Genomic DNA, 19,105 nt, shown 5'->3' on the forward strand with positions numbered 1-19,105 from the left:
TCTATGCAGATAAAAGATATTGTAAAAAAAGTAAAGCAGATTGAAATCCGTACCAGAAAAAAGACGGAGGCTGCTTTGATGGGGCAATATCATAGTGCCTTTAAAGGGCAAGGGATGACTTTCTCAGAAGTCCGTCCATATCAGTTTGGAGATGAAATCAGAAGAATCGACTGGAATAAAACCGCACGTTTCCGTGAACCGTTCGTAAAAGTAATGGAAGAAGAAAGGGAACTGACGATGATGATTCTTGTAGATATTTCCGCTTCCATGGATTATGGAACAAAAGTTCAGCTGAAAAGAGAATATGTAGCTGAAATTGCAGCCAGTTTAGGGTTTTCAGCAGCTGGAAATAATGATAAAGTAGGATTGATTCTATTTGCTGATAAAGTATATAAAGTAATCCCACCTCAGAAAGGAAGAAAGCATATTCTTTCTATCATCAGTAATATTCTGACGGCAGATTATGTTCCCGCAGAATCTAAAATAGACAAAGCCATGGAATATATGATGGGGATTTTTAAAAGGAAATCTCTGGTTTTTCTGTTTTCAGATTTTGAAGATGAATATGATTCCAAAATGCTGAGAGTGGCTTCAAAGAAACATCAGCTGCTGGGAATGAGGATTTATGATGAAAAGGATAATGAAATTCCTGACGTAGGATATGCCCGCTTGTATGATGTGGAAACCGGAAAGGAAATATGGGCCAATACTTCCAGTGCAAGATGGCGGTATACTTTTGCGGAAGAACAAAAACAAAAACTGAGAGCCCTGGAAGAAGACTTTGCCAACAGCTCTGCCAGTTTTATGAATATTAATACAGGTTCAGATTATTCAAAATTATTGTATAATTACTTTCAGAAAAAATAAACATCGGACTCAGTTCGTAACTTAAAAACATGAGGCGTCTGCCTTTATTATTTTAACATTGAGAAAAATACTTTTAATATTATCTTTCCTGATCTGTGCAAATGCTTTTTCACAGATATTATCCTCTAACGTAGAAAAGAAAACCATTGCCTTAGGAGAAATCAATCATCTTACCATAAAGATTGATAACCTTAACGAGCAGCAGGTAACTTCAGCAGCCAAAAATGAGCTGCTCCCTTTTCATTTTGAAGAAACCAAAGACAGCATTGGGCAGACTGCCAATTCCTACGAAAGAAAAATTGAATTTGCTGTTTTTGAAGAAGGAAAATTTACCATTCCGGAACTGGAATTCAAAGTGGGAGATAAAATACTTAAAACCATTCCTTACGAAATAGATGTCATTAATACCGCTCAAAAAGCAGATCAGATTAATGATATCATGAATAATAAGCAGGTGAAACTTGAAGCTAAAGATTACTGGGAGCTTTATAAGTTTTATATTCTTGCGGTATTGGCAGCCATTGCACTCATTATTGCTATTATCATGTTTGTGAAATGGGGAAGAAAATCGAAGAGCACTCCGGTTGTGGCAACCAATCAGACCTTGAAAGAACTGGATTCTCTTAAAAAGAAAAAATACATTGAAGGAGGAAACTTCCGTTCGTTCTATGTAGAATTGATCGATATTTCCAGAACCTTTATCACAAAACAATACCGCCTTCCTGCAGATGTACTTCTTACTGATGACCTTATTGATGTCATGAAAAAGAATAATACCATCTCGCAGGACAATGAAAAAATCATAGAAGATGTATTCCTGAGGGGAGACCTGGTGAAATTTGCCAAAACATTCCCTGATCAGGAAACTATGGAGAGAGATTTTGCCAATATCAGAGACTTTGTGAAAAGATCATCCAAAGATTTAGAATTCGAAAACTTAAGAAAGGATGTTTAATTTTGAGTTTTACAGTCCGTGGTTCTTATTGCTTTTTCTGCTGTTTATCCCACTTTTAATTAAAGATGCCGGGAAACGCAAAAGAAAAGGTATAAAAGTGCCTACCATAAAAAATATGGATCACAGCGGAGGAATCCAGGGTGTGCTTTTTTTACTGAAAATTTCAAAGTATATTATTCTTTCAGCTTTGATTATTGCGATGGCCAGACCGAGAACATTTACGGTTTCGCAGGACAGAGATGATACAAAAGGGGTGGATATTATGTTATCTATTGACGTTTCTTTAAGTATGCTGGCCAAGGATTTAAGTCCGGACAGAATTACTGCACTTAAAGATATTGCGGTAAAATTTGTTCAGAAACGTCCCAACGACAGGATAGGAGTGGTGGCGTATGCTGCGGAAGCTTTTACAAAAGTTCCTGTCACTTCGGATCATCAGGTGGTTATTGATGAAATTAAAAACCTGAATTCTGCAGGTCTTGAGCCGGGAACAGCTATCGGAGAAGGTCTTTCCGTAGCAGTGAATCATTTGATTAAAAGCAAAGCCAAAAGTAAAGTAGTCATCCTGATGACGGATGGAGTAAGCAATATTCAGAATGCTATTCCTCCACAGCTTGCTGCTGAACTGGCAAAGAATAATAATATAAAAGTATATTCAATCGGAATCGGAACCAACGGTTATGCCCTGATGCCTACATCACAGGACATCTTTGGAGATCTTATCTTTACAGAAACGGAGGTTACCATTGATGAAAATACCTTGAGAGAAATAGCACAGACTACAGGTGGCAAGTATTTCAGAGCAACCTCGAACAGCAGTCTGGAAGAAGTATACGATGAGATCAACCAACTGGAAAAATCTGATGTGAAGGTTTCCAAGCTGTATAATTATGAAGAATATTTCAAAATATTCCTTTGGATGGCATTAGCTATGTTGGTGTTGGATGCATTGTTGAGATGGGTGTTTTATAAAATTTTAAGCTGATGAGTTGGTCTTTAGGAAATTATTGGTATTTATTTTTACTGTTGCTTCTGCCGCTGTTAGCTATCTTTTTGATCCGTTTTTTAAAATGGAGAAACAAGAAGAGAGAAATTTTTGCAGGCAGCCAGTTTCATGATAATTTATTTGAAAAAAGTTCGGGATTTACAAAGTTATTTCCTGCTTTATATTTATTGGGAACATTGTTTCTGATATTCTCTATTATTGATCTTCTGAATGGCTCCGAAGAGGTAAAAAGTACTCAGAAATTAAATAATGTGATCTTCATGCTGGATGTCTCCAATTCTATGAATGCGGAAGATATAGATCCAAGCCGTCTTACGGAAGCTAAGAATCTGATGCTGGCTACCATGAAGAAAATGAATAATGATAAAGTGGGTATCGTCATCTTTGCAGGAAATGCGATGTCTATCATGCCCTTAACAACGGATTATAATTCTGCAGAAACTTATATCAGTGGGATTGAAACCAATTCTATGCAGATTCAAGGGACAGATTTTCTCAAAGGAATGCAGGCTGCTGTTGAGAAATTTAAAAATGTAAGTAAAGGCTCCAGAAAAATAATTCTGCTGAGCGATGGTGAAGATAACGAAGGAAATGATAATGCCGCCATCAGATTGGCTAATAAAGAAGGAATAAGCGTTACTTCTGTAGGAGTTGGTACTGATGAAGGTGCTCCGGTTCCGGAATATGTTTTCGGACAGCTGATGGGATATAAAACCGATGCCAATGGAGGAACAGTTATTTCAAAAAGACAGACAGAGGCTTTAAAGAAAATGGCAGAATCTACAGACGGAACTTATATTGACGGGAATAATATCAATGAAGCTCCGGATAGAATTGTAGATGCGATGAGTAAAAAATCTGTAGGTGCTGAAACTATAGTGAAATCACAGAATGCCAATCATTATTATCAATATTTTCTAGCAGTATCTCTTCTGTTTTTCTTTTTAATTTATATTTTTAATCCTAAAAAAGATTTTAATGTATAGATTTCCCTTTGTTTATAGAAGAAATTCTACAGGTACTTTAACCGATTTTAACAAATAAAACTCTGTTTCTTAACATATAAAGGAATAATTTTGCAAGTGATGAATACTAAAATCATATTTTTATCGTTTATTGTTGCCATTTCGTTCTCAGGCATTTTGTTTGGGCAGGAAAGCTATAAGAATTTAGTTCATGAAGGTAATCAGAAATTTGACGGTAAAGATTATGACGGAGCCTCCTCAAAATACATGGAAGCGATAAAATCTAATGATAAAGATTTTACCGCTCACTACAATATGGGGAATGCACTATATAAAAGTAAAAAATATGAAGAGGCAAAGGCTGAGTTTGAAAAAGCTGAAAAACTTTCACAAACCCTTCCTGATAAAACGGCCGCTTATCATAACTTAGGAAATGCTTATATGCAAATGAATCAGCCGGAAAAAGCAGCTGATTATTATAAAAAAGCGTTGAAGCAGGATCCCTATAGTGAGGTAACCAGAAAAAACTATGAGATTGCCAAACTGAAAGAAAAAGAAAAACAACAGCAAAAAAACGAACAAAATAACTCAGGAAAAGGTGGCGGCGGAAATGATCAGAACAAAGGTGATGATCAGAAAGGCGACAAAGACAAAAAGCAGGATCAAGGTAACGGCCCACAAAATGAGGGCAAAAGTGACCAGGGTGATAATCCTAAGCAGAATCAAAATAATGAAGGCAAAATGCCGAAGAATCTTGAAAATGCGATCTTAGATAAAATAAACGAGAAAGAAAAAGAAACCGCCAGAAGAATTTTAAATAAAAATTCTTATTCGATGCCTGAAAGCAACGAGAAAGATTGGTGATGCAGCACAAATTGATTTACATATTGCTTACCCTAGCATCCGTAATTACTTACGGACAGGTAAATCTTACTTTGGATGCTGATAAATCCGAGTATGCCGGGAAAGATATTGTAAATCTTACTATTGTTCTTGAACTGAACGGAACCGACCTTGTACAGCAGACAGGTTTCCAGCTTCCGGATCTTTCAAAATTTAATATTATAGGAAGTGGATCTGTTACCAACACCGTGATTGATCCCGCTACCAATACTTTAATTACCCAAAAAGTCTCCAGAATTGCCCTTGAACCTAAGAAAAAAGGGAAAATAAAAATTGGTTCAGTTCTGGTTACTGTCAACAATAAAATTTACAAAACAGAACCTTTTGATGTCAATATCCGTGATATTGTAGACAGAAGATCACTCGCTGCCAACACATCCGGTGATGTTTATCTGAATATGGAGATTGATGATCGTGATGTTTATCAGGACCAGCCTACTATTGCTGTTTTAAGGGTTTATTCAAGAAGTATGGATAATCTTAGAAAAGTAAAGAATATTCACCTTCCTGAGCAGGATAATATCAATGTACATCCTATCAATTTTGATAAATCTGAAATAGATCCGTCCGGATATGGAAATATGCCTTCGCAGGTATTGGCGATGTTCATGGTATTTCCAAATGAAGCAGGGTATGTGGAAGTTCCGGGAGTATCTGCTTCTGTAAGTACTTATTCAAATAAAACCAAAATTGTTTCCAATAAAGTAAAAATCAATGTAAGAAAACTGCCGGAAGGTGCTCCGGAATACTTTAAAAATGCCGTTGGAAATTTCAATGTAAACGTATATAACGCTTCCAAAGAAAAACCGGAAGCAAAAAAACCTTTGAATGTGGTAGTGAAAGTTTCAGGAGAAGGTAACTTACCGAATATGGAACTTCCTAAAATTGCGGCCTCTCCGGACTATGAAGTTTTTGCTCCGAAAATCACAGCAAAGGTTTCTCCGGGAACCACAGGAATGAAAGGTGAAATTCTGGCTAATTATGTGATTATTCCAAATAAATCTGGGGCAATTTCCATTAAAACAGAACAGTTTGCTTTCTTTGATCCTGAAAACAAAGAATATGTAGATCTGGGACAAAAAACACTGAATTTGAACGCTTTTTCTCATGATCAGATCCTGGAAGCCCGTTCTACTGTTGAAAAGGTAAATGAGTATACCAATAACCTTCTGGAGACGGTAAATACTCCTGTTTTAAAGACCACTTCCTTTAAAGTAAAAGAAAAAAGCAAATTCCACTGGAGTATCCTTTTAACTAATATTGCCATTCTGGTAAGTTTGTTTATTGCTTATTTATTATTTAAAAATTGGCAAAAAAAACGTACATTAGTTAGGGAAACTGTACCGGCAAAACCCTTAGGTTCAGTGGCTGAAACAGAAAAAGAAATCAGAGAATTACTGAAAACGGATATCAATGATTATTTCGGATATCTGGAAAATCTTAAAGATAACGAAGAGTATGAAAAGTTCTTTGCAACACTGGAAGAATTGGATCAGGAGGTGAGGAGTCAGTATTTCCAGGGTTCTGCTGCGGAGTTTAAGACTTTTCTTGAAAAACATAAAGGATCTTCATTGGCAGAAGAATATGGCAAATTGCAACAGAAAGTTCAGATGGAAAAATACAATCCTGTAAAATCTACTGATGCTCTTGAAGAACTTTTGAAAACAATTGTTAATTTATATTCACAAATTAGCAAATAATCAGTTTATTTTCATATTTTTGCGAAATTTTTAATTACAAAGAGATGGAAATTTTTGATGGTTTCTCTATTAAAGAGATCGTTACCAGCTTCATGGTTCTTTTCGCCGTTATTGATATTGTCGGCTCAGTTCCTATTATAGTAAGCCTTCAGCAGAAATTTGGAAAGATTGAAGCAGGAAAAGCAGCAATCACAGCTGGTGCTATTATGATTGTTTTTCTATTCGTAGGAAATAAGATCCTTAAGCTTATTGGAGTAGATGTCAATTCCTTCGCTATTGCCGGAGCTTTTGTGATTTTTGTCATAGCCTTGGAGATGATTTTAGGAATTGAAATTAATAAAACAACAGAAGCAAAGGCTGCATCTATTGTACCCATCGCATTTCCCTTGGTTGCAGGAGCTGGAACATTAACAACTGCACTATCTCTTAGAGCTGAATTTCATGATATTAATATTATCTTCGGAATAGTTCTTAATACAATTTTCGTATATTTGGTGCTGAAATCGGCGAAATGGCTGGAAAGGAAAATTGGAGATGCTACTTTGATGATCCTGCAGAAAGTTTTCGGAATCATCCTTTTGGCAATTTCAATTAAATTATTCACCGCAAATTTTGCCCAGTTGGTGCAGAATTATATTAATTTTTAAGAGTCATGAAGAAGTTTTATAAAGTATTTTTAGTACTATTTATTGTATTTATCGCCATCAATCTTTATGCTATCAACTGGCAAGCAACAGATATCTTAGGAGATGAAGATAACATTAGATTTGCATTTTCAGCTGGTGCTGCTGCAATAGGTCTTATCTTACTTTTCGTAATGGATACCTGGAGTAGAATCGGTGTAAAGAAATAAATTGAATATTTCATTATAGATATAAGCCTCTTTCATTTTGAAGGAGGTTTTTGTTTTTTAGGTGGTAGAGATTAGGGGATAGGAATTATGAATTATGAATTATGAATTGTGTACTGTCATTAAATACAATATTGGATTTTCTATTCAATAGTAACGGGCTTTAGTCCGTTTAAAATAAGGTATGAATTTCTATTGGATTTAGCCAAAACCTATTTTACAAAGCAATGTTCACAAAGTTTTATAAATAGCATTGAAATCGCTCGCAAGGGCGTTTCACTCAGCAAATATTAATATGTAAGATATATCTGTAGCTTTTTTGAAAATCAATTCAATAGGGATGGGCTTTAGCCCTTTCAAACAAAAAAGATACGAGTTCCATTGGCTTTAGCCAAAACTTATTCGCAATACTCACAAAGGTTTTTTATGAGTGGTCGTAAATTCGTTCACAATGGCGTTTCACTCAGCAAAGAAAAATATGCGCGAACATCTATGAAAATCTGCGCAATCTGTGGTTTAATTAATAAGTAAAAACAATATAATTTAAGAAACAACCAGGTTTTTCAATATCGCTTCAGATTTCAGCTCCGTTTCTCTCCACTCTTTTTCCGGATTGCTTTGAGCGGTTATTCCACCTCCTACAAACACATGCACAGAATCTTTGTAAAGTCTTGCACAACGTAAATTCACAAAATATAAAATGCTGTCTTCGGTTTCTACCTTAATATAACCAGCATAAAATTCGCGGGGGAATTTCTCATACTTACGGATATTCTCATTGCAGAAATCTTTTGGAATACCACAAACAGCTGGAGTAGGGTGTAAATCCTGAATGATTCTGTCCAGATCTTCCGGTTGAATAGTCGTTTTAAAATCTGTGCGCAAATGCTTTATATTGCCTGAAATATGATCATAGGTTTCTGACTGATCTATGGAATCAGAATAGTTTTTAAGAATATCCTGGATATAATTGGTAACGGGCTTCTGTTCTTCAATTTCTTTTTCAGACCACTCCTCAGATACAGGAAGAGTTCCGGCAAGAGCCATCGTTTCAAACTCGTGAGTTGATTTATTAAACTTTCCCAGAACTTCGGAGAAAGCTCCCATCCATGCATTTTGACCATCATTAAACAGATATCTGAAAGCATTTGGATAAGATTTACACAGGTTTTTAAAACTCTCTCTATAATTGATTGTATTAAAATCTGTAAAGATTTTCCTTCTCGAATAAACAAGCTTTGGCAGATTATTTTCTTTGATTACTTCAATGACCTTCTGTAACGTATTGCAATATTCTTCTTTGGTTTCAGCGGGAGAGTCTGTGGTGTCATCATTCAGTGTTTCACTGGTGATCAGAGCATGGTCAAATTCAGTGGGATTTATTTCAAAAATATCTCCGTTGAAACTTATTTGATCTAAGCCGTTATAAGAAAAAAGATTGACTGCATTTTTTATGCTTTTTTGATCTGCAGACAGTAATTTTTCGTTGAAAGGAAGTTTGAAATAAATCATGAGTTATGAAGGAATTTTGAAAATCATCACCAGAAATATAAGGCTTAATTTCGGGTACAATTTTCCTTTCTACAAAGGTATTATTAGTCTTAAAGATGTCAAAATAAAAAGAGCTTAAATTTACTTTAAGCTCCTGATTTTTTATGTTGTGTAACTTATCTGTTGATGATATTATTCGTCATTGTCGTATGATTGATCAAAACTCCTTTTTCATCACGGATTTCAATTTCTGATACATGCATTGTTTTTCCTTTTCTGATAAAACGAGCCGTAGCAGTAACAATTCCGTCCTTTTTGCTTCTTAAATGGTTCGAATTGATATTGGTTCCCACTCCGTAATACTTTTCTCCATCAATAAAGATATTAGACAGGCTTGACCCTAACGTTTCAGCCAGAACACAGCTTGCTCCTCCATGCATAATCCCAAACGGCTGATGAGTTCTTGGAAGAACAGGCATTGTTGCGGTAAGGGTTTCATTTTCGAGATCAATATCTATGAATTTTATTTCAAGAGTTTTGGCAAGTGTTACATCTCCCCAGTTATTGATGAATGCTAATATTTCTTCTTTTGTCTGACCTTTCATTTTTTATAATTGATAAATGATGATTAATTTTGCTTCTAGCTTCTAGCTTCTAGCTTCTAGCTCTGTTCCCATAATATTAGGATTCCAGTTTTCCGGAACTTTAGGGGTAATGTCATTTTTGATATAATACTCCTGAATTTCCTGCATGATTTCTGAAAAAGGAACGGAAGCTATTCTTTCGTAAGGAATAGTATAGCCCAGATAAACAATATTTCTTTTAAAATCACCTGCTGCCAGTACGATAGGAACTTTTGCTGCGAGTGCCATGTGGTAAAATCCTTTTCTCCATTTCGGAACCCAGCTTCTGGTGCCTTCCGGAGTAATAACAAGGCTGAAATCCTCTTTTGCAAACTGGTTGGCTACAAAATTTACCAGATCATTTTTCTGGCTTCTGTCGATACCAATACCTCCGAGACCTTTTACAAGGCTTCCGTACCATGCTTTGGTATGAGCATCTTTAATGATGATTTTCAAAGGTTTTTCCAGTGACCAATAGGCGAAATTTCCTAAAATGTACTCCATATTATGGGTATGCGGTGCTACCACAAGGATACACCTGTTCAGGTTGTTGACATCGCCCTGTAGAACGACTTTCCAGCCTAATACTTTTAACATTGCTTTGCCTATCAGTTTTTTCATAGATTTCTTGGATTAAAAACAAAAAAAGTATAACCAAACTTTGGTTATACTTTACAAATATATTGAAATATTATCGCTCTTAAAACAAACCGCTAATTAAATCTACGATTTTCATTACGAATTCCATTGCAAATTGTATCATGATAAGGATGTGTTTTTGGTTGGTTGGTTATTAAATTTTAGCTTTACGAAATTAAACCTTTTTTTTTACATAAGAAACTAAATAAGGCTTTATTTTCAGTTTTCTGAGAGAAGAAGGGTGTGAATTTCAAACGGTTGCCATCCACCCACACCTTCTACCACTCTCTGAAGTTAATTATTTAGTTTGTATGGAAATTTCGTTTTTTCCGTCTTTGATTTTGATGTCCACATCTTTGTTTATTTTCTTGATATTGGACACTGCAGAATCAATTACTTTCTTTGCCTGGTTGTTCGGAACTTTTTTACCGTTTACGATGATGCTGTCCTGATCATCAGAGTTGTATTCGATACTGGAACCGTTCACCGTGATTTTATTTTTTTCAATTCTAACACCGTTGTGGTCTTCATCTCTGTCCTGATCGTTATCATTGATGCCGTCTCCGTCTAAGTCTCCATCCATATTGATATCGTTCTTCTTCATTGAGATAACAATGGTTTTTTGCGGAACTACAAGCTCATAATTTACGCTGTAGTCTCTGAATCTGTGTTCATATGGATATTTTACATAGTTTGGAAGTAATACTTTATTGTTTACAACTTCTACAGGAACCATCAGCTGGATAGGGAAATTATAACCATTTCCTTCCTTTTTGATGATCAGATAAGGGGTTTTGATATCCGGTTTTCTGGTTACATCTACTGAAATATAATCTTCTTCGTAAACAGATCTCTTATCAGAATAAATATCATTGTCGTAAGCTTTGAAGTTTTGAGGAATATTGATCTGTTTTACATCTACATACACCGTATCTGAAGTCGTGTTGATGGCAACATTTTCTACATCTTCTTTATTTCCTTTGTAGATCATGTTCTTTTTAGCCATGCTTAGTCCAAAGTAAGTTCCTAACCCGATCAGAAGAAGAAATAAACCTCCGATTACCCATCCGATATTTCTCAGTTTTGTTTTTGGAGAGAAGATCTTGATGCTTAATAAGCTGAAAAGGATTGCCGGAATTAAACTTCCGATGACCATCATGGCTGCCAATACTTTATCAAGTCCCTGATCATCCATATAAAATCTGATTTCATTAGCTCCCGGGAAGTCTGTATCCATTGCGAAAAGGCCAAATAATACAAATACTCCGATAATGCTTCCTACCGCCATCAATACGAAGAATCCTCCTACGATGTACTTGAATACATTCCAGATTCCGCTTCCTGCATTGTTGATGTAAGGCTTGTTTTCATTATATATCTCTCCGACCCTCTGAGTAGATTCATTGGCAAACTGTACCAATTTATTAGACTCATTTTTAAGATTGTCGAAGTTCATAGGCTTTCCCTGCATTTTCAGGAAATCTGCTGCTGTTTCAGCTTTTGGAAGTACGATCCAAAGGATTACATATAAAAGACCGATCAGTGAAGATGAGATGGCTGCTGTGAAAATTCCTAATACGAAAATTCCCAGCCAGATTGCTCTCATGGTAGTAATATCCATTCCTACATATTGAGCTAAACCTGCGCAAACACCTGCTACTTTTTGTTTTTCCGGATCACGGAACAATTGTTTTTTATCGGTATAGTTGGTTCCTGAATTGTAATTTCTGGTAGATGTTTTTTCAGAAAAATAAGCTTCTTCCTGTTCTTCGATTTTTTCAGGGCTTCCGATCTGTGCGATTACCTTTTCTACATCGGTATCGTTGATCACTTCACGTTTTCCTAAAGAATCTTTGAAAATTTCCACCATTCTTATTTCTATGTCATGCATTACTTCATCAGCCTCAGAAGCATCCAGAGAGCTTCTCAGAGCATTCAGGTAATCGCTGAGCTTTATATATGCGTGTTCTTCTATGGTAAAAGAAAAACCTGCGAGTCCTATTGAGAGTGTCTTGTTCATAGCTTTATTTTTTAATTTTGTTGGGTGATTTGGTTTACTGACGCTGTCAGCTCATTCCATGTATTTAGAAGTTCATCCAGGAAAAGTTTTCCTTTTTCTGTGATCTGATAATATTTTCTGGGTGGTCCTCCTGTAGATTCTTCCCATCTGTAAGAGAGAAACTCTCCGTTTTTAAGTCTTGTAAGAAGAGGGTAGAGGGTTCCTTCCACTACATCCAGTTTTCCTTTTTTCAGTTCGTCAATAAGATCAGAAACATACATTTCGCGATTATTGATGAGACTTAGAATACAGAATTCCAGAATTCCTTTTCGCATTTGCGCTTTGGTATTTTCGGTATTCATCTTTGATAAGTTTTGTTAATTAGTTATATTTTTAGAAAAATGCTCCTAGCTAGTTGAGCCTATTCTAATTTTACATTACAAAGATATGTAAATAAAATGGTATTATGCAATACAAAGTAGTGAAATTTTTAAAATAAATAATATAAAATACTGATAATCAGTTTTATAATTTTATATGTGAATTTTTGTGAAAATGAATTTGAGTGGAAAATGTCTAAAAAATCTCTACATTTTAAATAAAATTGGAAGAAATGCAGAGGAGAAAAATCATTATTTATTAATTATTGCTTATTACCGATTACTCATATCATAGCCCGGATAGCAGCGGTTACCCCACAGCGGGAAGGATTCAGGGAGGAAGCGAGGAGTATAAGCGTATAGCGGGAAACAGCTCCTCAGAAACGAATTTTTTTCTTATTTAAAGACTGTATCTAGATGTAAATAAGTTTTGAATTTTGAGATCGGTAGTAGGATTTGTATTTTTGTTAGGAAAAAACACCTAAATCATTTACTATTACCATGAATTTATTCAATAAGAATAAGCATTTACCGGCTTTTGTTTTACTGGGGTCTGCATGTTTCGGACAATATCAGTTTGAGATTAAAAACGCATCGAAGAGTTATGATGCTGTCATCCAGATAGAAGAATGCTATGATGACCGATGTGGCGGAAAAGGAACTGTGGAGTTGTTTGATCACAAAAACAGCAAAGTACAGACTTTTGTTTCTGAGGATCTTGTTTTATATGCGGAACAAGGTCAAAAAATGGTTCAAGGGAAATTAATTCCTCTTTCAAAAGATCAGCGGGCAGTGATTATCGATGACTTTAATTTCGATGGAACAGAAGATGTGGCAATAAGAAACGGAAATATGGGAAATTATAGCGGTGCATCTTATGATGTATATGTCTTCAACAAAACAAGAATGGGCTTTGTAAAAAGTGATGAGCTTACAGAACTGGGTTCAAATGGTCTTGATATTTTTGATGTGGATGCCCAACGCAAACGTCTTATTTCTTACGGAAAGTCCGGCTGCTGTGATCTTTTTACAACAGAATATGCCGTGATTCCGAATAAAGGACTTGATAAAGTCTTTGAAAAAGAAGAAGATATGACTGTTGAAGACCGCGTAAAAGTAACCACCAAAGAAAAAATCAATAATAAATGGATTACCAAAACAAAGGTATATCCTTCAGATCAATATAACAGAAATAAGAAGTAAGATGAAAATTCAGAAAGAGATCGATTTTATCCTGGCAGTAGATGCGCTTAAAAATGTCCAGAGAAGAAATTATAATGCAGATGACTCCCGAAGAGAGAACACAGCGGAACATTCCTGGCAGATCATCATTCTGGCACAGATTCTTTATCCGTATGCTAAAAATCGTGAAGATATTAATTTGTTAAGAGTGATAAGAATGCTTTCGATTCATGATCTGGTAGAAATAGAAGCCGGAGATACTTTCATTTTTGACGAAAAAGCAATGGTAGGAAAGTTTGAAAGGGAAAAAGCATCTGCCCAAAAGATCTTCGGAATACTGGATGAACCTTTGCGTACAGAATTTTTTAATCTATGGCTTGAGTTTGAAGATGAGAAAACACCGGATGCTGTTTTTGCGTGTGGAATTGACAGAATTATGCCGTTTATCTTAAATTCCCACACTTCAGGAAAAAGCTGGACGGAGGCTGGTGTTACAGAAAAACAAATCCGGAATATGCTTGAAAATGCTATCAGCAGAGCATCGGATGAAATGGGAGAGGCTTTTGATATATTACTGAACAGAAGTCTGGAAACAGAAAAAGTGATCAAATCACTTTAACGAACATACAATAAAGCATCGGGCGGCCAAAGGCCGCCCGATGCTTTATTATTTATAGTATTTGGATTGGTTTCTTGAATTCGTCAATCGCTACAAAAGTAAAATCACCTACAATGGCTTTTTCTCTTTCGTAGGAATACATTTGCTCGGTGTAGATTTCAACATTTACTTTCATACTGGTCTTTCCCACGTATGAAACTTTCCCGATTAGCTCCACAATGGTTCCGGCAGGAATAGGTTTTTTGAAATCAATCTTATCACTGCTTACCGTTACCACTCTTTTTCTTGCAAATCTGGTAGCAGTAATAAAAGCTACTTCGTCCATCAGCTGCATAGCCGTACCACCAAAAAGGGTATCGTAATGATTGGTTGTGTTAGGGAAAACCGCTTTAAAGATACTGGTTTCGGATGCTTTAATTCTTTCTTCTGTAGTCATATATCATTATTAATTAAAGCGAAATGAAAACGATATTAAAACAACAGAATAATAACAGGAATCAAGAGAATTCCTGAGACAATCCATCAGATCAATCCAACTTCAAATCGCGAAAGTTACTTGTTTAAGAAAAAGGCAGGTCTCCTGACTTGTAACATCTTTAATCTCCTTCCCATGCCTCGCACAGTGGATCTTTGATAAAGATTACAGTTACTTACAGTTGCGCGACAGTCCGTGATTTTCACACGGTTCCCTTTTAATCTGCAGTGATGCAGAACCAATTTCTATGATGAATAAGCGTTAAAAACTTTTCGGGGCAAAAATAATGAATTTATTCCGGATTATGGTAAATAATCTGGCTGATCACTCTTCCTTTCTTGATGGTCCAAAGGGTAGTATATCTGTTTTCTCCTGAGCCATTGATCATATAAAGAAAGATATTGTCGTTGTCCAGAGAGGTTACACCAATATTCTCAAAATCCATTGTAGGCTGGAACATATTTTTGATGGCTTCTCTTACAAACACAGATCCTCTTCCAGGTTGCTGCACTCTGATAGATTTGATCTCGGTCATCCCTTCGGGAAGGTCATTTCCTATTCCCCATGGTTTTACTTTATCAATGGTAAGAAGTTTTCCTTCTGCATCTTTTTCCTTTTTACGGTATCCTGCATTAGAAGGGTAGATATCAATGACTACTTTGCTTCTTTGAGCTGTAGGAACTTTGGGATCAGAATTATCTGTGAAAATAAGTGATTTTCCGTTTTTAGACTTAGAAGGAGTGTATGCGGGAAGCTGATCAATATAGGCAATACGCTCTTTATTTACCATTCCTTCTTTATCAAGAGTTTCATAGCGTACGAAAGGCTTATCGTCATCCTGCTTTTCAGGATATTTGATCCATATCCATTCTGTTTCTCCAGGAGCCGGTTTTACATAAACAAATACATCGCCTTTACGCATACGGATCTTGTCTACAATTTTTCTGTAGTTGTCCTTATGAACACGTACATTGGCATATCCCTCTTCAGCTTTTACAACTCCGAAAGGAACTTTATTCTGGCCTTTTACAAAGACTATAGATAAAATACTGATAGCGGATAAATAGAATGCTTTGTTTATGAGAGTCATCATGGAAATTTTTTAATCCTTCAAATATATAAATTAAATACGTTGTGAATTTAAACATAGTTGATCTTTTTAGATCATTTATCTTTTATAAAATACCCTTAATTAATAAAAGATATGATCTGTCGTATTAGTTTTTGATTAACACATATAATTACAAGAATACTATTCTAATGTTAATTTATTTTTAGTATTATTTCAATTAATTGGTGATTTGTTTGAGATATAGATTTTGTTCTATGCTTATTTTTCTTTCTTTTTTCTTTTTAAGCCTAATTTTGCATAATATAATTAACACAATACGATTAGGATGAAAACAATTAAATTATTTTTCTCAAGTATTTTACTGATCCCTGGAATTTTATTATCCCAAGTAGGGATAAAAACTCCAACGCCGCAAAAAACTTTCCATGTCAATGGAGCATTGCAGGTTGTCAATGAATTAAATGTAGGTGGAGATGCTGCTACAGCCGGAAGCGCTGGGACAGCAGGGCAGATACTTACTTCCGGAGGCCCGGGAAAACCTCCTGTATGGTCTAATGGTAATAACGGGAGTACTGTTGTTGGATATAATGCCCTTTTAAGTGGAGAGGAGGTTACTGTACCTGCAAATAACGTTCATAAAGATTTGGATATGAGCCTTGGTACGGGTACTTTAGTGAACTGGAGATCGGGTAATACATTAGTTGTTCCGGCTGGAATGGCAGGTGACTATTTGCTTACTTTTACATCTGCTCTTAAAGTTAATGGAGCTATACCGTCATCCTATTTTTTTGGGACATATGTATATGTAGGTGATGATCTTCAGGGTCCTGCATCATTTACTTCAATTGGGGCATTGGCAAGCGGAAGTTTAAATAATAATGAATTTACATTAACTTCATCTAAAATTCTGACCTTAAAGGCTGGAGATGTAATCAAACTAACAGGATTACTTTATAATTACAGCGGATCATCAGCTAAAACTTTTAGGTTGGCCAGATTATCATTAGAGAAGATAAATTAATCTTTTCGTCAAAAGAAAGCATACTCAAAATTTAATAATTCCCCTAAAAACAATTAACTGCTTTTAGGGGAATTTACATATTACACTACAACTTTTTTATATTCTTTCCAATTCTTCTGCATCAATTGTAGTCTTGAATGTTCCGTAATTGACAATTACCTTGTTTCGGGAGATCTTTTCGATGGTTCCTACACTGGTACTGCCGGTAATACGAACACGTTGTCCGATTTTCATCCAAACGGCACGGTCGGTTTTACGTTTTTCTTCCAGTTTTTCATTGGTTTTGGCAATTTTTTCAATCACATCATCTTTCTTCAGCTGTTGAGTGATTTTTCTCTTCACAACCTGCAGGCGTTTTGTTTCATCTTTATCACTGCCTAATTTTCTGAATTTCTCCTGTTCAAGAAGCTTTACAAAATCTTTTACAACATCCTTTCTGGATTTTCCTTTGGTATAGCTGTCGATAAATGCCTCAATCTTATTTCCAAACTGAAGTTTACGGTGTTCCTCTTCATACAGTTTTTGAAAATTGAATAGTTTCTGCTGAAGCTGATCATTCAGTTTCTGAAGGTTATCACGTTTATCTTCTACAGACTCTTTTCTTTCGGCAAGATCAGATTTTAATTTTTCAACTTCATATTTCTCCTGCTGCAGTTTTACAATCGTTTTATCAAGATTAACAATATCATGTTCTACCTTTTTCTTGGCAGAATGAATAATGAATCTTGGAATTTTATTCTTTTCCGCAACTTCAAAAGTAAATGAACTTCCTGCCTGTCCTACTTCCAGTTTATACATCGGTTCCAATGTTTCTTCATTAAAGAGCATGGCTGCATTCTGGGCATTGGGAAGTTGTTCTATCACCAGCTTAATGTTGGTATAGTGCGTAGTGATAATAGCAAAACTCTTTTTATCATAGAAAAACTCCATGAAACTTTCAGCGAGGGCACCTCCAAGCTCAGGATCAGAACCTGTACCAAATTCATCAATCAATAAAAGCGTATTAGCATCAGCCTCACGGATGATTCCGGACATTTTCTTTAATCTTGATGAATATGTTGATAAATGGTTTTCAATGGACTGGTTATCACCAATATCAGTCATGATTTTCTCAAAGAAAAACATTTCAGATTTCGGATGAACCGGAACAAGGATACCACTCTGAATCATCAGTTGTAATAATCCTACCGTTTTCAGGGTAATTGATTTTCCACCGGCATTCGGACCGGAAATACAGATAATCCTGTTATGATCCGTTAAGGTAAGTGTCTGTGGATGGATGATCTTGTTCTCAATCTTATTTCTTAACCATAAAAGAGGATGATAAGCATCTTTTAATCTCAGCGTGTTGTGGTGATTGATTTTCGGAAGAACACCGTTGATCAGTTCACCGAACTTCGCTTTCGCTCTCGTAAGGTCAAGGTCAAAAATATAAACCTGATATCTCCATAGCTGAGGTTGAAATTCTGCCAGTTCTGCAGTAAGCTTACGGAGAACTTTATCAATTTCTTTTTTCTCTTCCTCTTCATTTTCCCGAAGTTTAAAATAGTGCTTTACAACACTATCCGGCTGAATATAAGTAATAGAACCCGTTTTGGAAATTCCTAATGTTCTTCCTGCAACCCTTTTCTTAAATCCTGATTTTACAGCCAGAACCCTCTGGTCATCAATAATTGTTTCCCGGATATCATCCAAAAAATCACTCTGTCCATACGTGGTAAGGGCGCGGTTGAAATTTTCCTGAATTGCCTTTTTAGCAAGCTGGATTTCAGTTCTTATCCCTTTCAGAGCGGGGGAAGCTTCATTTTTTACTTCACCAAAACGGTTAAAAACCTTATCTACTTTATCAATGATCTCCTTTCTGAATTCTAATACAGAAACCTCTTCTAATAAAGTTGGAAATGTTTCCGGCATGGTAGGGAAGAATTTCTGAAGTCTTCCGATCTGTTCCGTGATGGTTTTTATTTTGATGAAAGCAGTGTTTTCCAGACGGTAGTTCTCAATCAGCATCAATTTCAGCTCACTTTCAATATCTTCATATTCATCAAACGGAATCGCATTTGAACTTTCAAAACTCGAGAGATATTCTGAAGTTTTTTTTAATGAAAGTTCCGCCTCGTCAATTTCCATCGGACGAAGTTGAAGAATTTTTTCTCTTGTTTTTGGAGAATACGCAAATGGGGAGATTTCCGCGAGCAATTGCGGAAACTCTAATTCGTCTAAATCTTCTTTATCTATATACACAGTGCAAATTTAGTGAGAATTTTGATTATTACGTATATCTGAGAGATTTACAGAATAAATTACTTTTGAATTTGATGATTATTAAAGTTACTTTTTCTTTAAAAGTTACTAATG

General features: G+C 35.7%; 19 protein-coding genes and 1 riboswitch. Of the genes, 11 read left to right on the plus strand and 8 right to left on the minus strand.

Features of this window, described 5'->3' with window-relative positions; translation table 11 throughout:
- Positions 1–3: 3 nt before the first annotated feature.
- The 8 genes from CQ046_RS16075 to CQ046_RS16110 all read left to right on the plus strand — a co-directional run bounded on the left by CQ046_RS16075 (position 4) and on the right by CQ046_RS16110 (position 7,249).
- Positions 4–867, plus strand: a complete 864-nt coding sequence (locus tag CQ046_RS16075; protein ID WP_105703254.1) for a DUF58 domain-containing protein — start codon at positions 4–6, stop codon at positions 865–867.
- Positions 868–925: 58 nt separating this feature from the next.
- On the plus strand, positions 926–1,822 hold the full coding sequence (locus CQ046_RS16080; RefSeq protein ID WP_105703255.1) for a BatD family protein: 897 nt from the start codon (positions 926–928) through the stop codon (positions 1,820–1,822).
- Entirely contained in the window at positions 1,815–2,807 is a 993-nt protein-coding gene (locus CQ046_RS16085; protein ID WP_105703256.1) for a VWA domain-containing protein, read from the plus strand. The genes CQ046_RS16080 and CQ046_RS16085 overlap by 8 nt, the downstream gene beginning before the upstream one ends.
- Positions 2,807–3,814, plus strand: coding sequence for a vWA domain-containing protein (locus CQ046_RS16090; RefSeq protein WP_105703257.1), 1,008 nt, complete (start codon positions 2,807–2,809; stop codon positions 3,812–3,814). The genes CQ046_RS16085 and CQ046_RS16090 overlap by 1 nt, the downstream gene beginning before the upstream one ends.
- A 99-nt stretch (positions 3,815–3,913) precedes the next feature.
- Positions 3,914–4,657 carry a tetratricopeptide repeat protein gene (locus CQ046_RS16095; RefSeq protein ID WP_105703258.1) on the plus strand — a complete coding sequence of 248 codons (744 nt, stop codon included), beginning with the start codon at positions 3,914–3,916 and terminating at the stop codon, positions 4,655–4,657.
- 23 nt (positions 4,658–4,680) lie between these two features.
- Positions 4,681–6,396: a BatD family protein gene (locus tag CQ046_RS16100; protein ID WP_228406977.1), complete on the plus strand. Its 1,716-nt coding sequence runs from the start codon at positions 4,681–4,683 to the stop codon at positions 6,394–6,396.
- 44 nt (positions 6,397–6,440) lie between these two features.
- The gene (locus CQ046_RS16105; protein ID WP_105703260.1) at positions 6,441–7,043 is read left to right on the plus strand and encodes a MarC family protein; all 603 of its coding nucleotides are present in this window, start codon (positions 6,441–6,443) and stop codon (positions 7,041–7,043) included.
- 5 nt (positions 7,044–7,048) lie between these two features.
- Positions 7,049–7,249, plus strand: coding sequence for a hypothetical protein (locus CQ046_RS16110; protein WP_105703261.1), 201 nt, complete (start codon positions 7,049–7,051; stop codon positions 7,247–7,249).
- A 540-nt stretch (positions 7,250–7,789) separates the two neighbouring features.
- On the opposite strand, the gene CQ046_RS16115 is transcribed toward CQ046_RS16110, so the two are convergent.
- The 5 genes from CQ046_RS16115 to CQ046_RS16135 form a co-directional block, all read right to left on the minus strand.
- A complete protein-coding gene (locus tag CQ046_RS16115; protein ID WP_105703262.1) occupies positions 7,790–8,758 on the minus strand; it encodes a chorismate-binding protein in 969 nt (322 codons plus the stop codon).
- 155 nt (positions 8,759–8,913) lie between these two features.
- On the minus strand, positions 8,914–9,342 hold the full coding sequence (locus tag CQ046_RS16120; protein WP_047378514.1) for a PaaI family thioesterase: 429 nt from the start codon (positions 9,340–9,342) through the stop codon (positions 8,914–8,916).
- A gap of 42 nt (positions 9,343–9,384) precedes the next feature.
- Positions 9,385–9,981, minus strand: coding sequence for a 1-acyl-sn-glycerol-3-phosphate acyltransferase (locus CQ046_RS16125; protein WP_105703263.1), 597 nt, complete (start codon positions 9,979–9,981; stop codon positions 9,385–9,387).
- A gap of 316 nt (positions 9,982–10,297) precedes the next feature.
- Complete coding sequence (locus CQ046_RS16130) at positions 10,298–12,019, minus strand: PspC domain-containing protein (protein ID WP_105703264.1); 1,722 nt, start codon at positions 12,017–12,019, stop codon at positions 10,298–10,300.
- A gap of 11 nt (positions 12,020–12,030) precedes the next feature.
- Positions 12,031–12,360: a PadR family transcriptional regulator gene (locus CQ046_RS16135; RefSeq protein WP_002977573.1), complete on the minus strand. Its 330-nt coding sequence runs from the start codon at positions 12,358–12,360 to the stop codon at positions 12,031–12,033.
- 519 nt (positions 12,361–12,879) lie between these two features.
- Between CQ046_RS16135 and CQ046_RS16140 the strand changes: the two genes are divergently transcribed.
- Together CQ046_RS16140 and CQ046_RS16145 are read left to right on the plus strand one after the other, a co-directional pair.
- On the plus strand, positions 12,880–13,581 hold the full coding sequence (locus tag CQ046_RS16140; RefSeq protein WP_105703265.1) for an XAC2610-related protein: 702 nt from the start codon (positions 12,880–12,882) through the stop codon (positions 13,579–13,581).
- Between the two features lies 1 nt (position 13,582).
- A complete protein-coding gene (locus CQ046_RS16145; RefSeq protein ID WP_105703266.1) occupies positions 13,583–14,179 on the plus strand; it encodes an HD domain-containing protein in 597 nt (198 codons plus the stop codon).
- A gap of 52 nt (positions 14,180–14,231) precedes the next feature.
- Here the strand turns inward: CQ046_RS16145 and CQ046_RS16150 are convergent, their stop codons facing one another.
- Positions 14,232–14,615, minus strand: coding sequence for an acyl-CoA thioesterase (locus CQ046_RS16150; protein ID WP_105703267.1), 384 nt, complete (start codon positions 14,613–14,615; stop codon positions 14,232–14,234).
- A 116-nt stretch (positions 14,616–14,731) separates the two neighbouring features.
- Positions 14,732–14,912, minus strand: a riboswitch (cobalamin riboswitch).
- Between the two features lie 34 nt (positions 14,913–14,946).
- Positions 14,947–15,747 (minus strand): hypothetical protein, encoded by an 801-nt coding sequence (locus CQ046_RS16155; protein WP_105703268.1) that lies wholly within the window; start codon positions 15,745–15,747, stop codon positions 14,947–14,949.
- A gap of 304 nt (positions 15,748–16,051) precedes the next feature.
- Here CQ046_RS16155 and CQ046_RS16160 point away from each other — a divergent pair, with 304 nt between their 5' ends.
- Positions 16,052–16,747, plus strand: a complete 696-nt coding sequence (locus tag CQ046_RS16160; protein WP_105703269.1) for a hypothetical protein — start codon at positions 16,052–16,054, stop codon at positions 16,745–16,747.
- 96 nt (positions 16,748–16,843) lie between these two features.
- On the opposite strand, the gene CQ046_RS16165 is transcribed toward CQ046_RS16160, so the two are convergent.
- Positions 16,844–18,991 carry an endonuclease MutS2 gene (locus CQ046_RS16165; RefSeq protein WP_105703270.1) on the minus strand — a complete coding sequence of 716 codons (2,148 nt, stop codon included), beginning with the start codon at positions 18,989–18,991 and terminating at the stop codon, positions 16,844–16,846.
- Between the last annotated feature and the right edge of the window lie 114 nt (positions 18,992–19,105).

The sequence above is a fragment of the Chryseobacterium sp. MYb7 genome, from assembly GCF_002979455.1.
Lineage (GTDB): Bacteria > Bacteroidota > Bacteroidia > Flavobacteriales > Weeksellaceae > Chryseobacterium.

Bases quoted from the DNA above. Each gene is read 5' to 3' on its own strand.
- CQ046_RS16075 (WP_105703254.1), top strand. From the start codon at position 4: ATGCAGATAAAAGATATTGTAAAAAAAGTAAAGCAGATTGAAATCCGT.
- CQ046_RS16085 (WP_105703256.1), top strand. From the start codon at position 1,815: ATGTTTAATTTTGAGTTTTACAGTCCGTGGTTCTTATTGCTTTTTCTG.
- CQ046_RS16090 (WP_105703257.1), top strand. From the start codon at position 2,807: ATGAGTTGGTCTTTAGGAAATTATTGGTATTTATTTTTACTGTTGCTT.
- CQ046_RS16095 (WP_105703258.1), top strand. From the start codon at position 3,914: ATGAATACTAAAATCATATTTTTATCGTTTATTGTTGCCATTTCGTTC.
- CQ046_RS16105 (WP_105703260.1), top strand. From the start codon at position 6,441: ATGGAAATTTTTGATGGTTTCTCTATTAAAGAGATCGTTACCAGCTTC.
- CQ046_RS16110 (WP_105703261.1), top strand. From the start codon at position 7,049: ATGAAGAAGTTTTATAAAGTATTTTTAGTACTATTTATTGTATTTATC.
- CQ046_RS16115 (WP_105703262.1), bottom strand. From the start codon at position 8,758: ATGATTTATTTCAAACTTCCTTTCAACGAAAAATTACTGTCTGCAGAT.
- CQ046_RS16120 (WP_047378514.1), bottom strand. From the start codon at position 9,342: ATGAAAGGTCAGACAAAAGAAGAAATATTAGCATTCATCAATAACTGG.
- CQ046_RS16125 (WP_105703263.1), bottom strand. From the start codon at position 9,981: ATGAAAAAACTGATAGGCAAAGCAATGTTAAAAGTATTAGGCTGGAAA.
- CQ046_RS16130 (WP_105703264.1), bottom strand. From the start codon at position 12,019: ATGAACAAGACACTCTCAATAGGACTCGCAGGTTTTTCTTTTACCATA.
- CQ046_RS16135 (WP_002977573.1), bottom strand. From the start codon at position 12,360: ATGAATACCGAAAATACCAAAGCGCAAATGCGAAAAGGAATTCTGGAA.
- CQ046_RS16140 (WP_105703265.1), top strand. From the start codon at position 12,880: ATGAATTTATTCAATAAGAATAAGCATTTACCGGCTTTTGTTTTACTG.
- CQ046_RS16145 (WP_105703266.1), top strand. From the start codon at position 13,583: ATGAAAATTCAGAAAGAGATCGATTTTATCCTGGCAGTAGATGCGCTT.
- CQ046_RS16150 (WP_105703267.1), bottom strand. From the start codon at position 14,615: ATGACTACAGAAGAAAGAATTAAAGCATCCGAAACCAGTATCTTTAAA.
- CQ046_RS16155 (WP_105703268.1), bottom strand. From the start codon at position 15,747: ATGATGACTCTCATAAACAAAGCATTCTATTTATCCGCTATCAGTATT.
- CQ046_RS16160 (WP_105703269.1), top strand. From the start codon at position 16,052: ATGAAAACAATTAAATTATTTTTCTCAAGTATTTTACTGATCCCTGGA.